13 protein-coding genes and 1 pseudogene are annotated in these 18,124 nt (G+C 71.6%); 5 read left to right on the top strand and 9 right to left on the bottom strand.

Annotated features, from left to right (window positions below; translation table 11 throughout):
* Positions 1-74: 74 nt before the first annotated feature.
* The 4 genes from ACZ4YL_RS35385 to ACZ4YL_RS35400 all read left to right on the top strand — a co-directional run bounded on the left by ACZ4YL_RS35385 (position 75) and on the right by ACZ4YL_RS35400 (position 6,121).
* The gene (locus ACZ4YL_RS35385; protein ID WP_468122020.1) at positions 75-2,198 is read left to right on the top strand and encodes an ATP-binding SpoIIE family protein phosphatase; all 2,124 of its coding nucleotides are present in this window, start codon (positions 75-77) and stop codon (positions 2,196-2,198) included.
* Between the two features lie 361 nt (positions 2,199-2,559).
* Complete coding sequence (locus ACZ4YL_RS35390) at positions 2,560-4,170, top strand: alpha/beta fold hydrolase (protein ID WP_468122022.1); 1,611 nt, start codon at positions 2,560-2,562, stop codon at positions 4,168-4,170.
* Positions 4,171-4,245: 75 nt separating this feature from the next.
* The gene (locus tag ACZ4YL_RS35395) at positions 4,246-5,076 is read left to right on the top strand and encodes a PP2C family protein-serine/threonine phosphatase (RefSeq protein WP_468122023.1); all 831 of its coding nucleotides are present in this window, start codon (positions 4,246-4,248) and stop codon (positions 5,074-5,076) included.
* A 61-nt stretch (positions 5,077-5,137) separates the two neighbouring features.
* Positions 5,138-6,121 carry an MASE1 domain-containing protein gene (locus tag ACZ4YL_RS35400; protein ID WP_468122025.1) on the top strand — a complete coding sequence of 328 codons (984 nt, stop codon included), beginning with the start codon at positions 5,138-5,140 and terminating at the stop codon, positions 6,119-6,121.
* 71 nt (positions 6,122-6,192) lie between these two features.
* Here the strand turns inward: ACZ4YL_RS35400 and ACZ4YL_RS35405 are convergent, their stop codons facing one another.
* The 5 genes from ACZ4YL_RS35405 to ACZ4YL_RS35425 all read right to left on the bottom strand — a co-directional run bounded on the left by ACZ4YL_RS35405 (position 6,193) and on the right by ACZ4YL_RS35425 (position 13,395).
* Entirely contained in the window at positions 6,193-6,822 is a 630-nt protein-coding gene (locus ACZ4YL_RS35405; RefSeq protein WP_468122027.1) for a DUF305 domain-containing protein, read from the bottom strand.
* 77 nt (positions 6,823-6,899) lie between these two features.
* On the bottom strand, positions 6,900-7,346 hold the full coding sequence (locus tag ACZ4YL_RS35410) for a DUF6153 family protein (RefSeq protein WP_468122028.1): 447 nt from the start codon (positions 7,344-7,346) through the stop codon (positions 6,900-6,902).
* Between the two features lie 59 nt (positions 7,347-7,405).
* Positions 7,406-9,112 carry a thiamine pyrophosphate-binding protein gene (locus tag ACZ4YL_RS35415; protein WP_468122030.1) on the bottom strand — a complete coding sequence of 569 codons (1,707 nt, stop codon included), beginning with the start codon at positions 9,110-9,112 and terminating at the stop codon, positions 7,406-7,408.
* Between the two features lie 10 nt (positions 9,113-9,122).
* Positions 9,123-10,520, bottom strand: coding sequence for a hypothetical protein (locus tag ACZ4YL_RS35420; protein ID WP_468122031.1), 1,398 nt, complete (start codon positions 10,518-10,520; stop codon positions 9,123-9,125).
* A 13-nt stretch (positions 10,521-10,533) separates the two neighbouring features.
* Positions 10,534-13,395 (bottom strand): peroxidase family protein, encoded by a 2,862-nt coding sequence (locus ACZ4YL_RS35425; protein ID WP_468122033.1) that lies wholly within the window; start codon positions 13,393-13,395, stop codon positions 10,534-10,536.
* Positions 13,396-13,779: 384 nt separating this feature from the next.
* Between ACZ4YL_RS35425 and ACZ4YL_RS35430 the strand changes: the two genes are divergently transcribed.
* On the top strand, positions 13,780-15,849 hold the full coding sequence (locus tag ACZ4YL_RS35430; protein WP_468122035.1) for a trypsin-like serine peptidase: 2,070 nt from the start codon (positions 13,780-13,782) through the stop codon (positions 15,847-15,849).
* A 151-nt stretch (positions 15,850-16,000) separates the two neighbouring features.
* On the opposite strand, the gene ACZ4YL_RS35435 is transcribed toward ACZ4YL_RS35430, so the two are convergent.
* The 4 genes and pseudogenes from ACZ4YL_RS35435 to ACZ4YL_RS35450 all read right to left on the bottom strand — a co-directional run.
* Positions 16,001-17,218: a glycosyltransferase gene (locus tag ACZ4YL_RS35435; protein WP_468122037.1), complete on the bottom strand. Its 1,218-nt coding sequence runs from the start codon at positions 17,216-17,218 to the stop codon at positions 16,001-16,003.
* 119 nt (positions 17,219-17,337) lie between these two features.
* Positions 17,338-17,577 (bottom strand): annotated as a pseudogene (locus tag ACZ4YL_RS35440) (cupin domain-containing protein); the annotation flags it as partial.
* Between the two features lie 34 nt (positions 17,578-17,611).
* Complete coding sequence (locus ACZ4YL_RS35445; RefSeq protein WP_468122039.1) at positions 17,612-17,824, bottom strand: hypothetical protein; 213 nt, start codon at positions 17,822-17,824, stop codon at positions 17,612-17,614.
* An 80-nt stretch (positions 17,825-17,904) separates the two neighbouring features.
* Positions 17,905-18,124: GNAT family N-acetyltransferase (locus tag ACZ4YL_RS35450; RefSeq protein ID WP_468122040.1), on the bottom strand; the 220-nt coding region annotated here is incomplete at its 5' end.

The raw sequence follows: 18,124 nt of genomic DNA on the forward strand, positions 1-18,124 counted from the left end.
GCGAAGACGCGTGCTGCGGGTCGCCGGGTCTCCGCTCGGGGACGATACTGAAGGTCACGGTGCGTGGAGGCGACATGCGTGAACCGGAGCATCGCGGCCCAGGGCCGGCCTCGGCCTCCGCCAGCGACACGGCAGCGGTCGTCCTGGACGACGAAGGCGTGGTCATCGCCCGTTCGGAGCGGGCCGCGACGCTGCTGGAATGCTCGCCGGGCCGGACCTGTGTGCCCCTGCTGGGGATGCTGCCGCGCGCCGGAACGGATGCCGGACCGGCCGGGCACCCGATGACCGTTCCGGGTGGCGATCACGCGGGCCCGAAGGTCCCGCTGGTCTGCACGGTTGTCCGCCTCGCCGCTCGCACTCCAGGCGACTCCGGCGCCGGTACGCAGTGGCTCGTCCTGGTCACCCCGGCGGAAACGGCGGAGGAGGCCGCCGGGCGAGACGCGCGCAGACGCCGGACGGCGCTCTCCCAGGCCGCCGCCGCGGGCATCGGCACCTCCCTGGACGTGATCGAGATGGCCGAGACCCTGGTGGATCTGCTCGTCCCCGATTTCGCCGACCTGGCGACCGTGGACATCGCCGAGAACGTGCTGGTGGGCGACGAGCCCCCGCGCTTCGACAGCAGCGGCGACGTCCGTCTGCGCCGGACCGCCGCCGCGCAGAGCCCGGAGATATCCGCCGAGGACCTCCTGGCGGTGGGAGAGGCGCTTCCTCCCGTGACGGACAGTACGTTGATGCGTCCCCTCATGAAGGGGCTGCCCGTGCTGGTGCCGGACGTCGCCGTCCTGCGCGCGAAGCTCGGCGTGGATCCGAAGGCCCTGCCGCTGTTCGTCCCGAGCGGAGCTCACTCCTCCGTGGCCATGCCGCTCTACGCGCGAGGCCTGATCCTCGGCTGCGTCACGGTCTGGCGCAGTCAGCTGCCTTCCGCGTTCGGCGAGGAGGACGCCGCACTGCTGCAGGACGTCGTGTCCAGGGCCGCACTCGGCGTGGACAACGCGCGCCGCTACACCAGGGAACACCGGTCGGTGGTGGCCCTGCAGCGGAGCCTGCTGCCGCGCTCGGCCCTGGACTCCGCCGCCGCCGAAACGGTCGGCGTCTACCAGCCGGCGGGCGGCGGCCTGGGCGTCGGCGGAGACTGGTTCGACGTGATCCCCCTGCCGTCGTTGCGCGTCGCGTTCGTCGTCGGGGATGTCGTCGGCCACGGCCTCGACGCCACCGCGGCCATGGCGCGACTGCGGACCGCGGTGCAGACCCTCGCCGACCTCGATCTGGATCCGGGCGAGCTCCTCACGCATCTCGACGACCTGGTACTCGGCTTCTCCGAGGAGCAGATGGCCGGCGAGTCCCGCTCGGAGCGCACGGAGCGCTCGGAGCGCACGGAGCGCTCGGAGCCGGCGGTGCTGGGAGCGACGTGCCTGTACGCCGTCTACGACCCGGTGGCGGGCCGGTGCGCGGCTGCCGCCGCGGGACATCCGCCGCCGGTCCTGCTGCCGCCGGACGGGGAACCGGTCTTCCTCGGGGTGACGCCGGGGCCGCCGCTGGGGGTGGGCGGAGTGCCGTTCGAGGTGACGGAGTTCGGCGTACGGCCCGGCAGCATGCTCGCGTTCTTCACGGACGGACTGGTGGAGAGCCGGGGCGGCGACATCGACGAGGGGATGGAGAGGTTGCGGGGCTCGTTCGCCGGAGCCGATCCGAGGCTGCCGCTCGACGAGCTCAGCCGGACCGTTTTCGACGGGGTGCGGCCTCAAGAGCCCGTCGATGACGCCGCCTTGCTGCTCGCCCGCATCCACGCGCTCTCGTCCGACCAGGTCGCCGAGTGGGAACTCGAAGCCGACCTCTCGCTCGTCGCGCACGCGCGCGAGCTGGTGGTGGGCCAGCTGTCCGACTGGCAGTTGGACGACCTGGGCTTCGTGACGGAACTCGTCGCCAGCGAGCTCGTCACGAATGCGATCCGCTACGCCGGGGGGCCGGTCGGGCTCCGGCTGATCCGCGACCGGGTGCTCGTCTGCGAGGTGTCCGACCCCAGCAGCACCCAGCCACGCCTGCGTCGTGCCCGGGAAACGGACGAGGGCGGGCGGGGCTTGTTCCTCGTGGCCCAGCTCACCGACCGTTGGGGCTGCCGGTTCACCAGCACCGGCAAGACCATCTGGACGGAGCAGCCCATCGGCGGGCCCTTCGCCCTGGCCACCGCGGGCCGCTGATCGCTCCGCGTGCGCGCGTACGGCCCACCCGGTAGCGTCGAGAGCGAGCGTTCCGTCCGAACCGCTGCCGCCCGGCCCGGCGGGGCAGCCGCCGCGCAAGGCGGCGCAGGAACGAGAACCCATGCCACAGCACACCGTCCCGTCCGCCGGTCAGCCGGCCGTCGCACCGGCGAAACCGGCCCAGGACCCTGGGGTGTTCATGGCGGGCGGCCCCGGTGGCGACACGTTCGACGACCGGCGCAACAGCTCATGCTGAAGGCGGGGATCGGCAACATCCCGGCGGCGCTCGGCGAACTCGGCGACGGAAACCCGGCCGCGAGCCCGAACCGTTCACGATCACCCGAACTGACCGGGAGGGCACATGGCACTCCACCTGGCGCCCTGTCGGCGCCGCACCGCACGACGGCTCCTGGCCACCTCGGCCGGCATGGTGACCGGTCTCCTCGTCACCGGCCTGCTCGCAGCACCCGCCCAGGCGCAGTCCCGCACCGACACCAGCGCCGGCCCCGACGCGCCCATCGGCACGGTCGCCCGTACGGTGGGTGACGCCCGCTTCGAACCGGGCCCCTGCCCGAGGACGCCGGAACCGATCGAGGCGCTCGACGAGGCCCGCTGCGGAACGCTCACCGTGCCCGAGAACCGCGCCGAACCGAACGGCCGGACCATCGACCTCGGTGTCGCGATCGTGCCCGCCGCGACCGACAAGCCGAAATCCGACCCCATCGTGTGGCTCGCGGGCGGACCCGGCGACGACGCCGTGGGGGAGGCGAAGATGGCGATCGACGGCGGCCTGAACCGCGACCGTGACGTGATCTTCATGTCCCAGCGCGGTACGTACTCGGCCGACCCGGATCTCCTGTGCCCCAACATCGACGAGTTCAACGCACGCTCCGTCGGCCTCGTCTACGACGCTCCGTCCACCGAACGCCTGCACGTCGAGGCCACGAAGGCCTGCCGCGACCGACTGGCGGCCCGCGGGATCGACCTCGGCGCCTACAACGACACCGAGAGCGCCGCCGACTACGAGGACCTGCGCAAGGCGCTGGACATCAAGCAGTGGAACCTCTTCGGGATCTCCTACGGCACCCACCTCGCGCTGGTCTACATGCGCCTGCACCCCGAGGGGCTCCGCTCGGTGGGCATCGACGGCATACTGCCGCCCTCCAAGTCCGGTTCGGCATCGACCTGGAGCAGCGCCCGGCAGGGCTTCGACGGCCTGTTCAAGGCCTGCGCGGACCAGCCGGCGTGCAACAAGCGCTATCCGAACCTGTCGGCCACCTTCGACCGCCTCGTCCGCGAACTCGAAGCAAAGCCGGTCACCACCACCGTCACCCTCCCCGGCAGCGACAAGCCGGTGAAGGTCGTCCTGGACGGCGGAGCCCTGGTGAACTGGATGACCTCCGCAACCCACGTGGCGCCCCAGGTGCCCGCCGCGCTCGACGAGCTGGCGCACGGCAAGCCGCAGCGGATCGCGCAGCAGTGGGCGGGCGGCAAGCTGAGCCCCCAGGCCATGGGAAGGGTTGCGCACGGTCTCGTCTACGGCGTCTTCTGCAGCGAGTGGACCCCGTACGAGAGCCAGGAGGAGGCGCTCCGGGGCGGACAGGAAGCCTTCCCGACGTTCCCCCGCTCGGTGCAGGCGCAGGCTCCGCAGCTCACCTTCCTCCGCCCGGACTGCGACGCCTGGAACGTCCCCCCGGCGTCGCCCTCGATCCGGGACGTCACGCGCGGTGACATCCCCACCCTCGCCCTGTCGGGCGGGTTCGACTCCCAGACCGGGGCGGACAACGGGCCGTACGTCGCCCGGACGCTGCCCAAGGCCAAGGTCGTCACGGTCCCGTACGAGCCGCACGTGGTGTTCGCGACCTCGAAGTGCGCCCAGGAGATCACCGTCTCGTTCTTCGACGACCCGGCCGCGCCGAACACCGCCTGTCTCAAGAGCCAGCGGGCGCCCGAGTTCGAGATCGGGTCCTGAGATCACCCCTGTGGAGGCGTGCGGGGGCAGCGGCTAGGGTGAGGTGAGGAGGCTGTGGGAGAGCCAGGAGCCGTCATGCGCGGACACCGTCCCGAGCAGCCCGACAATGTGCAGGACCTGCTGGTCGCTCTCGGGCAGCTCGTCGATCAGGCCCTGGACCGGATCGAGTACCAGCGGGCCAGGGTAGAGCTGGCCGAGGCTCTGCAGCGTCACATGCTCCCGCCCGGGCTGCCACAGCTGCCCGGGCTGCGGCTGGCCGCCAGGTACGCCCCCTCACGGGGCGGTCTGGAGGTGGGCGGCGACTGGTACGACGCCTTCGTCATGCACGACGGGTCGCTGGGGCTCACGGTCGGCGACGTGCAGGGCCACGACGTGGAGGCCATCGCCTTCATGGGACAGGTGCGCACCAGCCTGCGCGCCCTCGCGCAGACGACGAGCGATACCCGAGAGGTACTGGGCCGCGCCAACGATCTGCTGATCGGCATGGGGTGCGGCCTCTTCGCGACGTGCTGTTTCCTTCGCTTCGACCCGGTCAGCCGCGATCTGACCGTCTCCAGGGCGGGCCACGTCCCGATGGTCTGGGCCACGGCCGGCGGCCGTCACGGCATCGCACTCGACCGCGGCGGGCCGCCGCTGGGCATCGTGTCGGGTGAGCGGTACCCGGTGACCCACCGGCGGCTGACCGAGGCAGGAGTGCTCGTCCTGCTCACCGACGGAGTGGTGGAGGGCCCCCGATACCCGATGGAGTCCGGTCTGGCCGAGGTGGCCAGACTCGTGCGCGCGGGGTTCGACGCCGATCCCGACGTACTGGCCTCCGCCGTCGTCAAAGTGGCCGACCTGACGGGACACCGCGACGACGCCGCGGTCCTCGTCGTCCGCTACGACGGCCCCCAGGAGCCGGCCTGACCGACGGAGCCGCAGGGGCCACTGGGTCGCCGGTAGCGGGATCCGAGCGCAGACTGCTGTCGTGGGCAGCACGGAGAGGGGTCGTCTCGGGTCCACCGTGCTGCGCATCCTCGCCGTCGCGGCCGTCTACTACGGGGCCGCACAGATCGGCCTTCTCGAACAGCTGGTGCGTGACCAGGTCACCCCCTTGTGGCCGCCGACCGGCGTCGCCCTGGCCGCCCTGCTCGTGATGGGGTTGCGCGTCTGGCCGGGCATCGCGCTGGGCGCGTTCCTGGTCAACGTGTTCCTCGGGCCGTCACTGCTCGCCGTACTGGCCATCACCGCGGGCAACACCCTCGCGCCGGTCTGCGCCTGTCTGCTGCTGCGCAGAGCCGGGTTCCGGAACGAGCTGGACCGCCTGCGGGACGTACTGGCACTGGTCTTCCTCGGCGCGCTCGCCGGGATGTCGGTCAGCTCGACCATCGGCAGCGGGGTACTGGTCCTCTCCGGAGCACTGGATGCGGCCGACTTCTGGCCGACGTGGTCGGTGTGGTGGACCGGTGACGCGATGGGAATCCTTGTCGTCACCCCCTTCCTGCTCGTGCTGCGCAAGGCCCGGTGGCCGTCGGATGCCGGAATCGGCCGATGGTGCGAGGCGGTGGCGCTGGCGCTCGGTACGGTCCTCGTCACGCTCCTGGCCACGCGCACGCGCGACTCGAACCTGCTCTTCCTCGTCTCCCCGTTCCTGATCTCGGCGGCCTTCCGCTTCCGGCTGGCCGGCGCGGCGCCGTGTGCGCTCGCCGTGGTGACGCTGGCGGTCCTGGCCGCCGACGGCGACAGCGGCCCGTTCGTGGGCGGCGACGTCTTCACCAACATGGTGACGCTCCAGGCCTTCAACGGCACGACCGCGCTGACGGCCCTCCTTCTCGCGGCCGTCATCACCGAACGCGACAGGACGCATGAGGAGATCAAGCAGCTCTGCGGGCGGCTCGCGGAGGTGGTGGCCCGGATGGAGCCGCGCCCCCGGTCGTACCGGTACCCGCCCGATGATCATCCCCTGCCCTGACAGGCCTGCGCCGGCACGGGCGGGATGCGGGCAGCCGGGGCCGGCTGCCCGCACCGGAGCGGCCGAGCCGGTCAGCTCTTGCCGAGAAGGGTGTTCATACGGGCGATCTCCGCGCTCTGGGAAGTGATGATCGCTGCGGCCATGTCCTGGGCGGGCCGGTACGCGCCGTCGGTCTGCTCGGTCTTCGCCATGGCGACGGCGCCTTCGTGGTGCTTGACCATCATCTGGAGGAAGGCGGTGTCGAACGCCTTGCCGGAGGAGGCCGTGAGCTGCTGCATCTCCTCGGCGGCCATCATGCCGGACATGTCGTGTCCGCCGTGGTCCCCGCCCGCGGCCGGGATCTTCTCGCCCCAGGAGGCCAGCCAGCCGGAGAGGGTCTTGATCTCCGGATCCTGGGCCTTCCTGACCTCCTCCGCGAGCTTCTTCACCTCGGCGGACTCCGCGCGGGCCGCGGCGAGGCCGGCCATCTCGACGGCCTGCCGGTGGTGGGGGATCATCCCCTGGGCGAAGACCGTGTCGGCGGCATTGTGGTCGCCCTGCCGGGCCGGGGCGGACGCGGACGGCGAGGCGGAGGAACCGTGCTCGTCGTGGGCCGAGCCGGAGCCGTCGCCGTTGCCGCCGCAGGCGGTGAGGACGAGTGCGGCGGTGGCGGCCGCGGCCACGGCCGTGGCGCGGCGGATCAGGGAACGCTTGCTGGTCATGGTGCTGCTCCTGCGGTGAGGGCACGCGCGCGTCGGGGCGTGCCGGGGTAGGGACCGGTCCGAGTGCTCGGGCCGCCCTATATGCGCAGGAGTTGCAATTCACTCAGGGACGGTGGCGCGCGTCCGCCGACCGCACCGCTCACGCCGATCCCGGCACCGAGGACCGGGACGGCCGCGACGCCGCTCGGGGCGGCGGCCGGGGAGGGCAGGACGGGGGCGCCCGACGTACCCGTGGCGGCGCAGGTCGCGTCCGCGTGCTGGGTGTGTCCGCCGCTTCCGTCGCCGCCCGGTTCACCGGCCCGCACGGCGGGGTCGTGCCGCATCGCGTGCTCGCCGGCGGCAGGCATGCCGTGCGCGACGGCCGTCCCGTGGGCGGCCGCGCACCCGGGTGCGGCGGCGGAGGCCGCAACGGTGCCTGGCCCCAGGCCGTGCATGGCCACGAGGCCCACCAGCACGGCCAGGACCAGCAGGAGGTGGGAGCGCAGCACGAGGGGCCTCATCGCGCGCCTCGCCTGCTGATCCATACCGGCATCGTAGGCGCCCCCGAGCCCGGCCTGACCGGCAGGACACCCCTGGCGTGCCGTCAGTCCCGGAAACGTGCTTCGACGGTCTCGACGAGACCGTCGATCACGCCGTCCGGCGACGGGCTGTAGTGCGGCACGGCCCAGCGCGTGATCCTCGCGTCGATGAGCGAGGGCCGGCCGGAGGCCAGGGCCGAGCGGAACGCCTCCTCGAACTCCTCCAGCGTCTCCACCCGGTACCCGTCCGCGCCGCACGCGCGGGCGTACGCGGCGAAGTCCGGGTTCCGGAACTCGACCAGACCGGATTCGGCGTACGTGACCAGCTGGAAGAGCTTGATCAGCTTGAACTCCCCGTCGTTGAAGATGACCCAGATGACGGGGATCTCGTGCTCGACGGCGGTCATCAGCTCGAACCCGGACAGCGAGTAGCATCCGTCGCCGCACCCGACGACGACGGTCCGGTCCGGGTGGGCGACCTTCAGGCCGATGGCTCCGTTGACGTGCCCGGCCATCGGCCCGAAGGAGCCCGCCTTGCGGAAGTTCTGCCCCTGTTCGAGCTCCACGTAGTACCCGAGCCACGCGAGATGGGCGCCCGCGTCCGCGAGCAGCACACCCCCGGGCGGCAGCATGCGCCCGATCGACTGCGCGAGTTCGCCGGGGTGGATCTTCCCCGGAAGGTGGTGGATCCTGCGGGCCTCGTAGTCCCGGCCGTCGACCTCGACCGCCGGTACCTCACCGACCAGCCGCTCCAGCTCGTCGGCCAGGGCGGCGACGGCGGGGCGCGCGTCGGACAACAGGGTGTGGTCGGGCCGGTAGGCCTTGTGGAACTCGCCCTCGGAGATGTTCACATGGATGAGCAGCTTGTTCTCGAACAGGTCCGCGCGGTAGTTGAACGTGGCGTGCTGGTTGAGGGAATTGCCCACGCACAGCACGACGTCGGCCTCACGGAAGGCCTTCCACGCACTGGAATGGCCGCTGTCGGCGAAGACGCCCACCGCGAGCGGGTGCCCCTCCGACACGATGCCCTTGCCGTCCAAGGTGGTGAGCAGCGGGATCTGGAACCGCTCGATCAGCCGCTGGACCTCCGGGCCCGCCCCGCTGCGCACCGCACCGAAGCCGACGAGCGCCACGATCCGCTTGCGCCGCGCCAGGGCGTCCGCCAGGACCGCCGCGATCTCCGCCACCCGTGCCGGGTCCGGCAGCACCGGCCGTACGTCGAGCCTGAGCGGGCGGAAGTCCGTCACCTCGACACCGCGGTGGGTCAGGTCCTCGGGCACGTGGATGTGCACGGGACCGGGCCTTCCCTCGAACGCGGTGTTGACCGCTTCCTCGAGGACGTCGCAGGTGTCGGCGATGTCGGTGAGCAGGAAGGACTTCTTGGTCGTGGCCGCGAACATGGCCTGGGAATCGGGCGTGCGGTTCAGCCCCGACGTCTCGTTGAGCGAGCCCCATCCGCGCCACTGCATGTTCGCGTACCCGGAGACCGCGAGGACCGGATAGGAATCGGACATGGCCACGGCCAGCCCCGAGAACAGGTTGAACGCGCCCGGCCCGGCGGTCGCGAAGCAGAAGCCCAGTTGTTCGGTGTACATGGCGTATCCGCAGGCCATGAACGACGCGGCCTGCTCGTGCCGGGTGATGATCGGCCGGATCAGCTGCGAATGCTTCAGCGCCAGCATCAGACCGGCCGCGTTCTCCCCGGCACCGCCGAAGGCCGCCCGCACGCCGATGCCTTCCAGCCCCTTGACGATGGCCTCGTAGACTCTCACCGGATCTCCCTCATGGCCCCGTAGCCTCGTCGCCTCGTCCGTCCCAGCGCACGGCGTGCCGGCGGTGGGCGTCGGTCAGGCCGTTCCGGAAGAAGCGCTCGTAGTACTCGGACTCGACGTGGTGGGCCTGCAGCCAGATGCCCGGTACGTGGATGGCGTCGGTGTGTGCCGGGAAGCGCCCGTGGGTCTCGTGGATGTACACGCAGACGTCCCGCGCGCATTCGACCACCTGGCGGTCGTACTCACTGGCCTCGGTGAGGTACCGCTGTGCGTAGTCGTCCTTGTAGATGCGGGCGAAGAGGTCCTTGTCGGTGTAGATGCCCCGCTCCCCGAACTTGGCGCGGACGACGGCGTCCACGGCTTCGTGCATCGACGGGTAGTTGGGCGGGCAGGCGCTCTTGATGAGGTGTTCCCCGCCGGCCCGCAGTCCCACCGGGTGGGAGCGCAGCCCGGCGTACTTCGGCAGCGGTACCTGCCAGCGCAGGATGTCGGCGGGGCGGAACCGCGGCGTGGCGAAGTCGAAGCCCAGCATGCGGCCGTACGCACGCGAGAACTTCGGGTCGCCCAGCATGATCTGGGGGCTGATCGACGCGTGGATCCAGGCGCCGAGTCCCATGGCGTCCGCGGCCAGCATCATGTTCTGCAGCAGCAGGTCGGCCTCGATCTGGGTGCGCATCGGCCCCAGGGAACCGAGCGGCAGCTTGACGGCGGGGTTGAGGAAGCCGCTGCGCACCCACTTCCGTACCCCGGCCGGGCGGTAGAAGTTGCGGTCGTCGACGAGGGTGGGCCGGGCCCCCTCAGGCTGGGTGAGCAGGTACATCAGTGCGTTGATGTACTGGTGGGAGAGGTCGACCACCGGCAGGAAGAGGGTGGTGCCCGGGAGGTTGGACAGGAACCGGTTGGAGTCCAGGTACGCAGGGAAGTCGCGCATCCCCGCGGCGACGTCCAGGCGGTGGTCCAGCACCCGCACCTTCGACAGGCGTGCGCGTTCGATCAGCGTGTCGGGGCCGAAGGCACGGTCCGGGGCGGGCGGCAGCTTCCTCAGGTAGTACGTGCCCGTGTCGTTGATCATGAAGAAGTGGGTGGCCTGCGCGTTGTCGGGGCTGCCCGCGGTCCGGCCCGTCATGTTCAGGTTCGGCTTGGCCATGATCGGCTGGTGGTCGCGGGGATCCTCGAAAGGCCGGTCGGGCATGGTGAGGCCCGAGGAGCCGGTGAGGGCGATGAGCACCGCCTCCTCCAGCTCGCCCAGCGGCTGCGGCCGGTGCGGGGAGTCGTAGCTCATCGATCCGGCCGGTACGGACGCGCCCCTGCTGACCCGGTGGGTGCGCCGCTCGAAGAGCGTCTGCCACAGGGGACGGGACAGCAGGTCCTCCAGGCCGGGGTGGCCCGCGTTCTCGGATGTGGACATGGCCCTCTCCCGCTCAGCCGCGGCCGCTGCCGTTCCGGACCGGCGCGACCGGGCGCCAGGGTGCGAAGGCGCTGGCCCCGCGCGGCAGGATGCCCGCCAGCTCGGGGCAGTGCCGCAGGATGACGCTCGACATGCCGCCCCGCTCGATCCAGTCCATGCCCAGCGGCGTGTAGACCTCGGGCCGGAAGTCGACCGTGAGGAAACGGTCGCTCTGCAGGCGTCTGCTGGCCATCAGGATGAACACGCGGAAGGCGGTGTCGCTGAAGCCGAAGCCCGCGGGCGGATTCTCGGCGAACAGCCCCACCATGGTGTCGATGTCGTCCACCGAGCGGTAGACGTCCCGCAGCCGTGCGACCGTCTCCGGATCGGAGGAGAGGTCCTCGAAGTGCCGGATCCGCGGCTTGTGCAGGCCGGCCCGGAAGTCGTTGTAGCGCGGGACGCCGCGGCGCCGGGTGCGCACCAGGTCGACCACGGAGAGGTCGATCACCTCCCCGTCCCGCTGGAACGCCTGCAGGGCGCGCGGGAAGTTGTGCAGGGTGATCGCCCCCGGGTGGGCGATGCCCAGCGAGTACAAGGTGTTCACCAGCCCGGTCTTGCGGATGAGCGGCTCCGTCGCGGCGCCCTGGAGGGCGGTGAAGTCCAGGGTGTCGAGCCGGCGGCCGAACCGGTGGTCCACGAGCTCGTAGTCGTCGGGCATCAGCGGGTGCATCCGGTAGACGGTGACGAACTCCTCCGTGAGGGAGTACGGGGCGCCGTGGTGGTCGGGCAGGGTCTTCGGGATGCCCTGCCGCCCGTTCGCCTCCAGCAGCCAGACGCCCAGCTGGTCGAGCCAGTTCTTCGGCGGTCCCTGCCAGTTGGTCTTCATGCCGATGTCGAGCGTCTTGGTGGCGAGGATCGCGGGGGTCCACTCGACCGTGTGGATCTTCGCGATCAGGGCGGACACGACCAGCCGGGCCGTGTGGTAGACCCGGTCCTCGTCCATGCGCGGATACTCGTGCCGCAGGGCTTGGCACACCGCGTTGTGCTCACGGGCGAAAAGGGTGTGCATGGCGCTGAGGCCGAGCCACCAGTTGTCCGTGAACCCGGTGCGCGGGAAGCCGTTCGAGCCGTTCGGCAGGTGTCCCTCCTCCAGCCGCAGGCCGGCGCCGCCGTCGGGCTCACGCAGCGCCATCGCGGCGGACCGGTCACCGCCGTAGACCTCCGAACCGTCCCACCAGTGCGACACGTCGCTGGCGAACACGATCGGCGGCCGTCCGTCGCCGGGCGTGGGCACCGCCTCGTCCGCGCCGAAGCGCATCACCGCCTCGCGCGGTCCGCCCGGGGTGTTCTGCCAGGTGTCGCCGGGTGGCAGCGGCACCTCGACGCTCCGGGTGGCCACCGGAAGCCTCTTGTGCTTGACCCAGTCGTGCACCTGGAACTGGATCCACGCGGCGGCGATGATGTTCAGCGAGGTCGCGGGGATGAACGCCTCACGCCGGAGCAGTTCCCGGCTCACGGTGACCGGGTTGGGCGTGTCGAACCGGTCCGGGCGGTAGACCGGCGGCATGGTGCGGCCGAACGTCGCCCCGACCGCGCCCATCCGCGGCGCCGACAGATCGTTGTACGAGCCGTCGTAACTGCGCCTGACCAGCAGCTCCTCGTCGGGCGGTGCCTCCACCGGACCGGCCTCGGGCGGCGCCTCGTGGACCTCGGTGTCGATGAGGTTGTGCCGCCGCAGCGTCTGCCGGAAGGCCATCAGGTTGAGCAGGCCGAGCGGGGTGGGCAGCCGGTGCCACGGGACGAAGCGGTTGACCGTGCGGAAGCCGGCCCGCAGCGGTGCACCGAGCAGGGTGTTGCGCCGCGGCTCGACGGTCAGGAAGCGCCGGCCCAGCCGGTGGGCGCTGCCGGCCTCGTAGGCGGCCTTGCGGGCACGGTTGAGGTTGCCCAGGGGGCGGAACCCCTCCGAGGTGTGCCACGGGTTGAACGCCAGCAGGTCGACCCGCGCCGCGCCGGCGCGGGCCTCGGCGGTGTGGATGTCCTGGCGCGGGACGGTCAGCGTGGCCACCGGCAGGAGGGGTGCGTCACCTTCCTTCCACTCGGCCGCACCGTCCTCGACGGGCGTGCGCCGGGCGTCCACGTAGCGCTGCACGCACAGCTCGAAGACGACGTCCGTCCGACGCAGCCGCTGGGAGAGTTCGCGCCGCAGGTAGTCGGGATCGGTGCGCGACGCCTCCGGGGCCGGCGGGGCGTCCGCGGCGGGCCGCAGCTGGTAACGCACCGGTCCGCGGTCGCCCCACAGGATCGCGCCGCGGCTCCAGTACGTCTCCAGCGCCAGACTGCGTACCGTGCGCCTGGTTCCCGCGACGATGTTGCGCCGCATCCGGGTGGCCGTGGGCCAGCCGACCGCCAGGGGCAGCTTGAGGAACAGGGCGTACCCCTTGCGCAGCCGCGAGTCGGCGCCTGCCATGGCCTTGGCGAAGGCGACGAACTCACGCGCGTCGCGGGCGTGGGAGACCGGGAAGCTCGTCATCAGCAGATCGTGGGTCTCACCGGGGCCCACCTCGACGCGCAGCGCCGCCCCGCGCAGATCGGGCGCGAAGTCGGGCTGACGGACCCCGCTCGCGTTGGACAGCCGGACCGTGACCGGGTACTCGGCTCCGGGCAGGGCGAAACCCGCCCGCAGTGCCTCCGGAAGGTCCTCGCGGAACCTCAGCCGGGCGTTCTCCACGCCGAGGACCGCCTTGGCGTGGAAGGTCCGGTCGACGGCGGCTGCGCCGCTGCGCCTCTTCACCTTGAGCTGCACCCGCAGGAGCTCACGCGCCAGCCGCTCGAAGACCAGCCGCTCGGCCTCCGGGCTGCCGCCGGCGTAGCGCTCGTACTGTTCGACCTCGTCCATGCGAGCCTCTTCCCGGAGGGGATTTCTTCCGTGCACTCCTCACGACGCTGCCCCAGCTCGGCGCCGCTGTCGTGCGGAGCGGGGCAGACAGGCGAACGCCTCGGGGAACGGCGGAGTGATCCCAGGGCCGTGGAGCACCACGGTGCAGGCACCCCGTCCCCACCCGTCCGGCGCAGCGCCCCGGAATCTTCCGTGCCGGAGCACCGTCGCCCCAGGGACCGGGAACGGTGCGCGCGCATCGCTCCGCTTGGCGGAGTCGTGGCGGCATCCGTTGTTGTTGCGGCACCGAGGCGCATGTCCGCCTTCTGGAGGGCGTCGGCACACCCGTCGGCAATCCGTCGGTGAACCCGTCGGCAGACCCTCAGGAACAGAACGGTGAGTGACATGCTCCCATCCGATGAATCCCGGGAAGAGCAGGAACAACGGACCGCGGCGGCGCGGCGGTATCGCGAGGCTTCCGCGGAGCGGCAGGAGATCGAGGCGAAACTCGCAGCCGGGGTGCTGTACCCGGACACCCCGGAGCGGATCGCCTCCCGGGTCAACCGGCTGCTCGAACGGGGCGGGGTCCCTCCGGCCGCTGCCGTGGACAGCGTCCACGCGGAGGCGCTGGACTTGCCCGAAACCCTGGAGCGGGTCATCGGTCTCACCAACGATCTCCAGCCGTGGAGCTTCCTGCCCCGGGGTGCCCGCGCGGCCGCCACCGTCGCCCGGATCTCGATCCTCCGCAACGGCCTCGAACGGCCGCACGGCACCGGATTCCTGGTCTCCCCCCGGCTGCTGCTCACCAACCACCACGTGCTGCCGGACGCGGAGACGGCACGGCGCTGCTTCCTGGAGTTCAACGCCCAGGTCACCATCGACAACGCACCCGACGCCGCGATCCGGTTCGCATGCGGCCCCGATACGTTCTTCACGGCGGACGAGCATCTCGACTACGCGCTGGTGGCGGTCGAACCCGCCGCCGACGGCAGCCCCGCAGGCGCGAGATTCGGATGGAACCAGCTCAGCAACCAGCAGGGCAAACTGGTCCAGAACGAACCGGTGAACGTCATCGGCCACCCCATGGGCCGACTCAAGGAGATCGCCCTCCGCGACAACGCCCTCGTACAGCGGCTGGACGACTTCCTCCACTACCGGACCGACACCGAGCCCGGCAATTCCGGGTCCCCGGTCTTCAACGACCAGTGGGAGGTCGTGGCGCTGCACCACATGGGCGTGCCGAACACGGACACCCAGGGCCGCATCCTGCGCAAGGACGGCCAGATCTGGCGCAGCGGCGTCGACAGCGACGGCACCGTCGACTACGTCTCGAACGAAGGCGCCCGCACCAGCTCGATCCTCAAGCACCTCGCCACACTGCCGCTGGATCCCCAGCGGCGTGCGCTGCTGGCGGAGATGGGTCCCGAATCCGGGCTCGGGCAGGACGCCGCCGGCCCGGTGGAGACACCGGTCGCGCCGGCCGTGACCCCGGCCCCCACCCCGCAGGAGGCCGCCGCGGCCGCCGCCGTCCCGGGCCCCGCGGCTGCCGGGACCCACGTCGGCCTGCGCGCACCGAAGGACGCCTTCGGCGGCCGGCGGCACCTGGTCTTCCTGCACGGCCGGAGCCAGCAGGGCAAGGACCCCGAGCTGCTCCGCCGCGGCTGGACCGGGGGACTCAACCACGGCCTCACCCGCGCCGGGCTCCCCACCGTCGACCCGGCGGACGTGTGGTTCCCGTACTACGGCGACCGGATCGTCGAAGTCATCGGGCAGCACGAGGCGCTCCCCGCCTCCTACGCCGACTCGCCCGCCGTGGCGGCGGTGGAGGCCTTCGCCGCCGAGTCCGAGGAGGGGACGTACGAGCAGCTCGTCATCGAGGCGGCGGTCCTGGCCGGCATGCCGCAGGACGGGCAGGCGGCCACGGAGAACCTCGGCAGCACGCTCGTCGGATCCCTCCAGGGCGCCCTGAGCTGGCTGGCGGCCAAGACCGACGTGGATGCGCTGGCCATCGCGACCATCTTCCGTGACGTGGACGCCTACCTCGGTGATCAGGCGGTCCGCAAGGCCGTCCTGGACCGTGTGTTCGAGGAGATCCCGCACGACGGCGAGTTGGTCCTGGTGACCCACAGCCTGGGCACGGTGGTCGGCATGGACCTCGTCGCCAACCGGCTTCCCCCGGGCATGAAGGTCACTCTCCTCGTCACCGCAGGCAGCCCCCTGGGGATGAACGCGGTCAACAGCCGGCTCGCCCCGCCCGGCACCGACCGCCCCGGGACCGTCGACGCGTGGGTCAACGTCTGGTGCCCGACCGACGCGGTGGCCATCGGCTGCCCGCTGGAGCCCGTCTGGGGCAAACTGACGGAGGAGCACGCCGTGGTGAACGCGAGCGACCGGGCCCACAGCATCGAGGAGTACCTCGCCCACCCGGAAGTCGCCACGGCGATCGACAAGTTCCTCGCACGATCGACCGGGTGAGCGACGCCGGCGGGTGCCGGTGGGACGATATGGGCCGGCCGGCCGCCCGGCGCGATCACTCCGATGTTCGGCGCAGGACCAGGCAGAGGAAGCCGAGGCTGTTCCGGTACCCGTGCAGCCGCTGCGAACGCGCGGGCCCGTCCCGGCTTCCTCAGCCGACGGTGTCGAGGAGCAGCCTTGCCGCCAGCATCGCCCCGTCGGTGCGGACCGTGGCGGCCACGGCCTTCGCCCGGCTGCCGACTTCGGGGTCCAGGGCCGTCCTGAGCGCGGCCGACAGGGTCTCGAAGGTCGGGGTCGGGCCGTCGTGGGCCACGCCGATGCCCAGCTCGGCCACCCGGGCGCCCCAGTACGGCTGGTCCGCCAACTGGGGCACCACCACCTGCGGAGCGCCGGCCCGGGCGGCCGTCGTCGTCGTACCCGCACCCCCGTGGTGCACGACGGCAGCCACTCGGCCGAACAACTGCTGATGGTTGACCTCGCCGACGGCGAAGCAGTCGTCCCGGTCGTCTATGAGGCCCAGCTCCGCCCAGCCACGCCCGACGAGGACCCGGCGGCCCATCGAGCGGACCGCCTCGATGGCCACCCGGGCCGCCTCCTCACCCGCCCGCACGGCCATACTGCCGAACCCCACGTACACGGGCGGCGCGCCGGCGTCCAGGAAGGCCACCAGCTCCGCCGGGAGCGGCCGCTCGTCGGGCAGCACCCACGCGCCGGTCTGTACGACGTCGAGGTCCGGCGTCTCCAGCCATGGGTCCAGCACCGGGTCCGTCGCCAGCCACGGCCGGTCGCCGAAGGCGTAGTCGCGGACGTTGTCCACCGGGGGCAGGCCGATCGACGCCCGGCTGGTGTTCAGCGCCTCACCGAACAGCGCGTTGATGCTCTGGGCGTCCAGCTCCCACAGTGCCCGGTTGTCGGTCACCTCCGGCGGGAACGGCCGCCCGGGGTATGCCAGCGGCGGGCGTTGCGGCGAAGGCAGGGTCAGCTGCTGGAAGATCGCGGACACGTAGCCGATGCCCAGCTTCTCGGCCACCGACCGCGCACCGGCGATGGCCGGCATCGCCCCCGTTGCCACCAGCACGTCGCACCCCTCTGCCGCCGCGGGCATCACCTGCCACTGACTGGCGATCAGTTCGGCCGCCCGCTGCGGCAGATTGCCCTTCGACGGCGGCGGAGCTGCGGTCGTCAGCGCGCGTGCCGACTTCCCGACGCCCACCACGGACACGCCGACCCCGGCCAGCCGCTCCGCGAAGTCCTCGTCCGGCGGCGCGCACACCCGCACCTCCGCGCCGAGTTCCCGCAACCGCACTGCGAGCCCCACCAGCGGCTCGACGTCCCCGCGCGACCCATACGTTGACAACAGCACACGCACTTCGTGAATCTCCTTTTTTGCATAATTTCTTGGCCGGTCCGACCGTCCTGAGGGTATGGCCCGGGTATCGAATGGTGTTACAGCCGCCTGGAGTTGAGGCGGCGGAGGCAGTGGGAGCGCTACCGAGCCCAGGGCAGTTCACGGGTGCCCCCGGTGCCGGGAACGGAGGCGACCCCGTCGGCACGCATCGCGACGTGGGCCTCGGCCTGTTCCGGGGCGTGGATCCGGCGGAGGTGGCCCGGAGGCAGGATCAGGGTCTGGCCGGCCGTGACCTTCTCCGTACGGCCGAGGCAGGTCACCTCCAGCGCGCCCGCGGTGACCGTCCAGACCTGCTCACGGTTGATGGAGTGCTCGGGGCAGCGACGGTGAGGGAGAGGGTGGAGGTGGAGACGTTCATGACAGCCCCCTGGAGAAGTGGGTGATGGTGAGGCCGGGGTCGATGGTTCGCATGCTGGTCCGGGCGGGGTTCGCGGATGGGCCGGAGCGCTCGAACAGGGGGATGCCGGACCCGACGATGACGACGGGGCGGCGCTTGACGGCGAGGGTGTCGAACCGCTGGGCGGCCCGGTCGAGGGTGGCGGTGATGTAGCAGGTCAGGTGACGCAAGCGGTTCTCGCTTCTTCGATACGTGTGCGGATGCGGATGCGGTACGGATTCAGGTACGGGTAGGGGCGCGGGTACGGCGGTCAGGGCGTGGGCACGTCGAGCTGGAACTCGCGGGTGCGCCGGTAGGAGCGGAAGCCCAGGCGGTGGTTGACGGCCAGCATGTGGACGTTGTCGTCGGCGTTGTCCGTCTCGATCTCGGTGACGTCGGGATGCTCGGCGTGCAGCCGGCGCACCATGGCGGCTTTGACCCACAGGCCCAGGCCGTGGCCGCGGTGGGCGGGGACGACCGCCGTGTCGTAC

Source organism: Streptomyces sp. NPDC030021 (genome assembly GCF_055574035.1).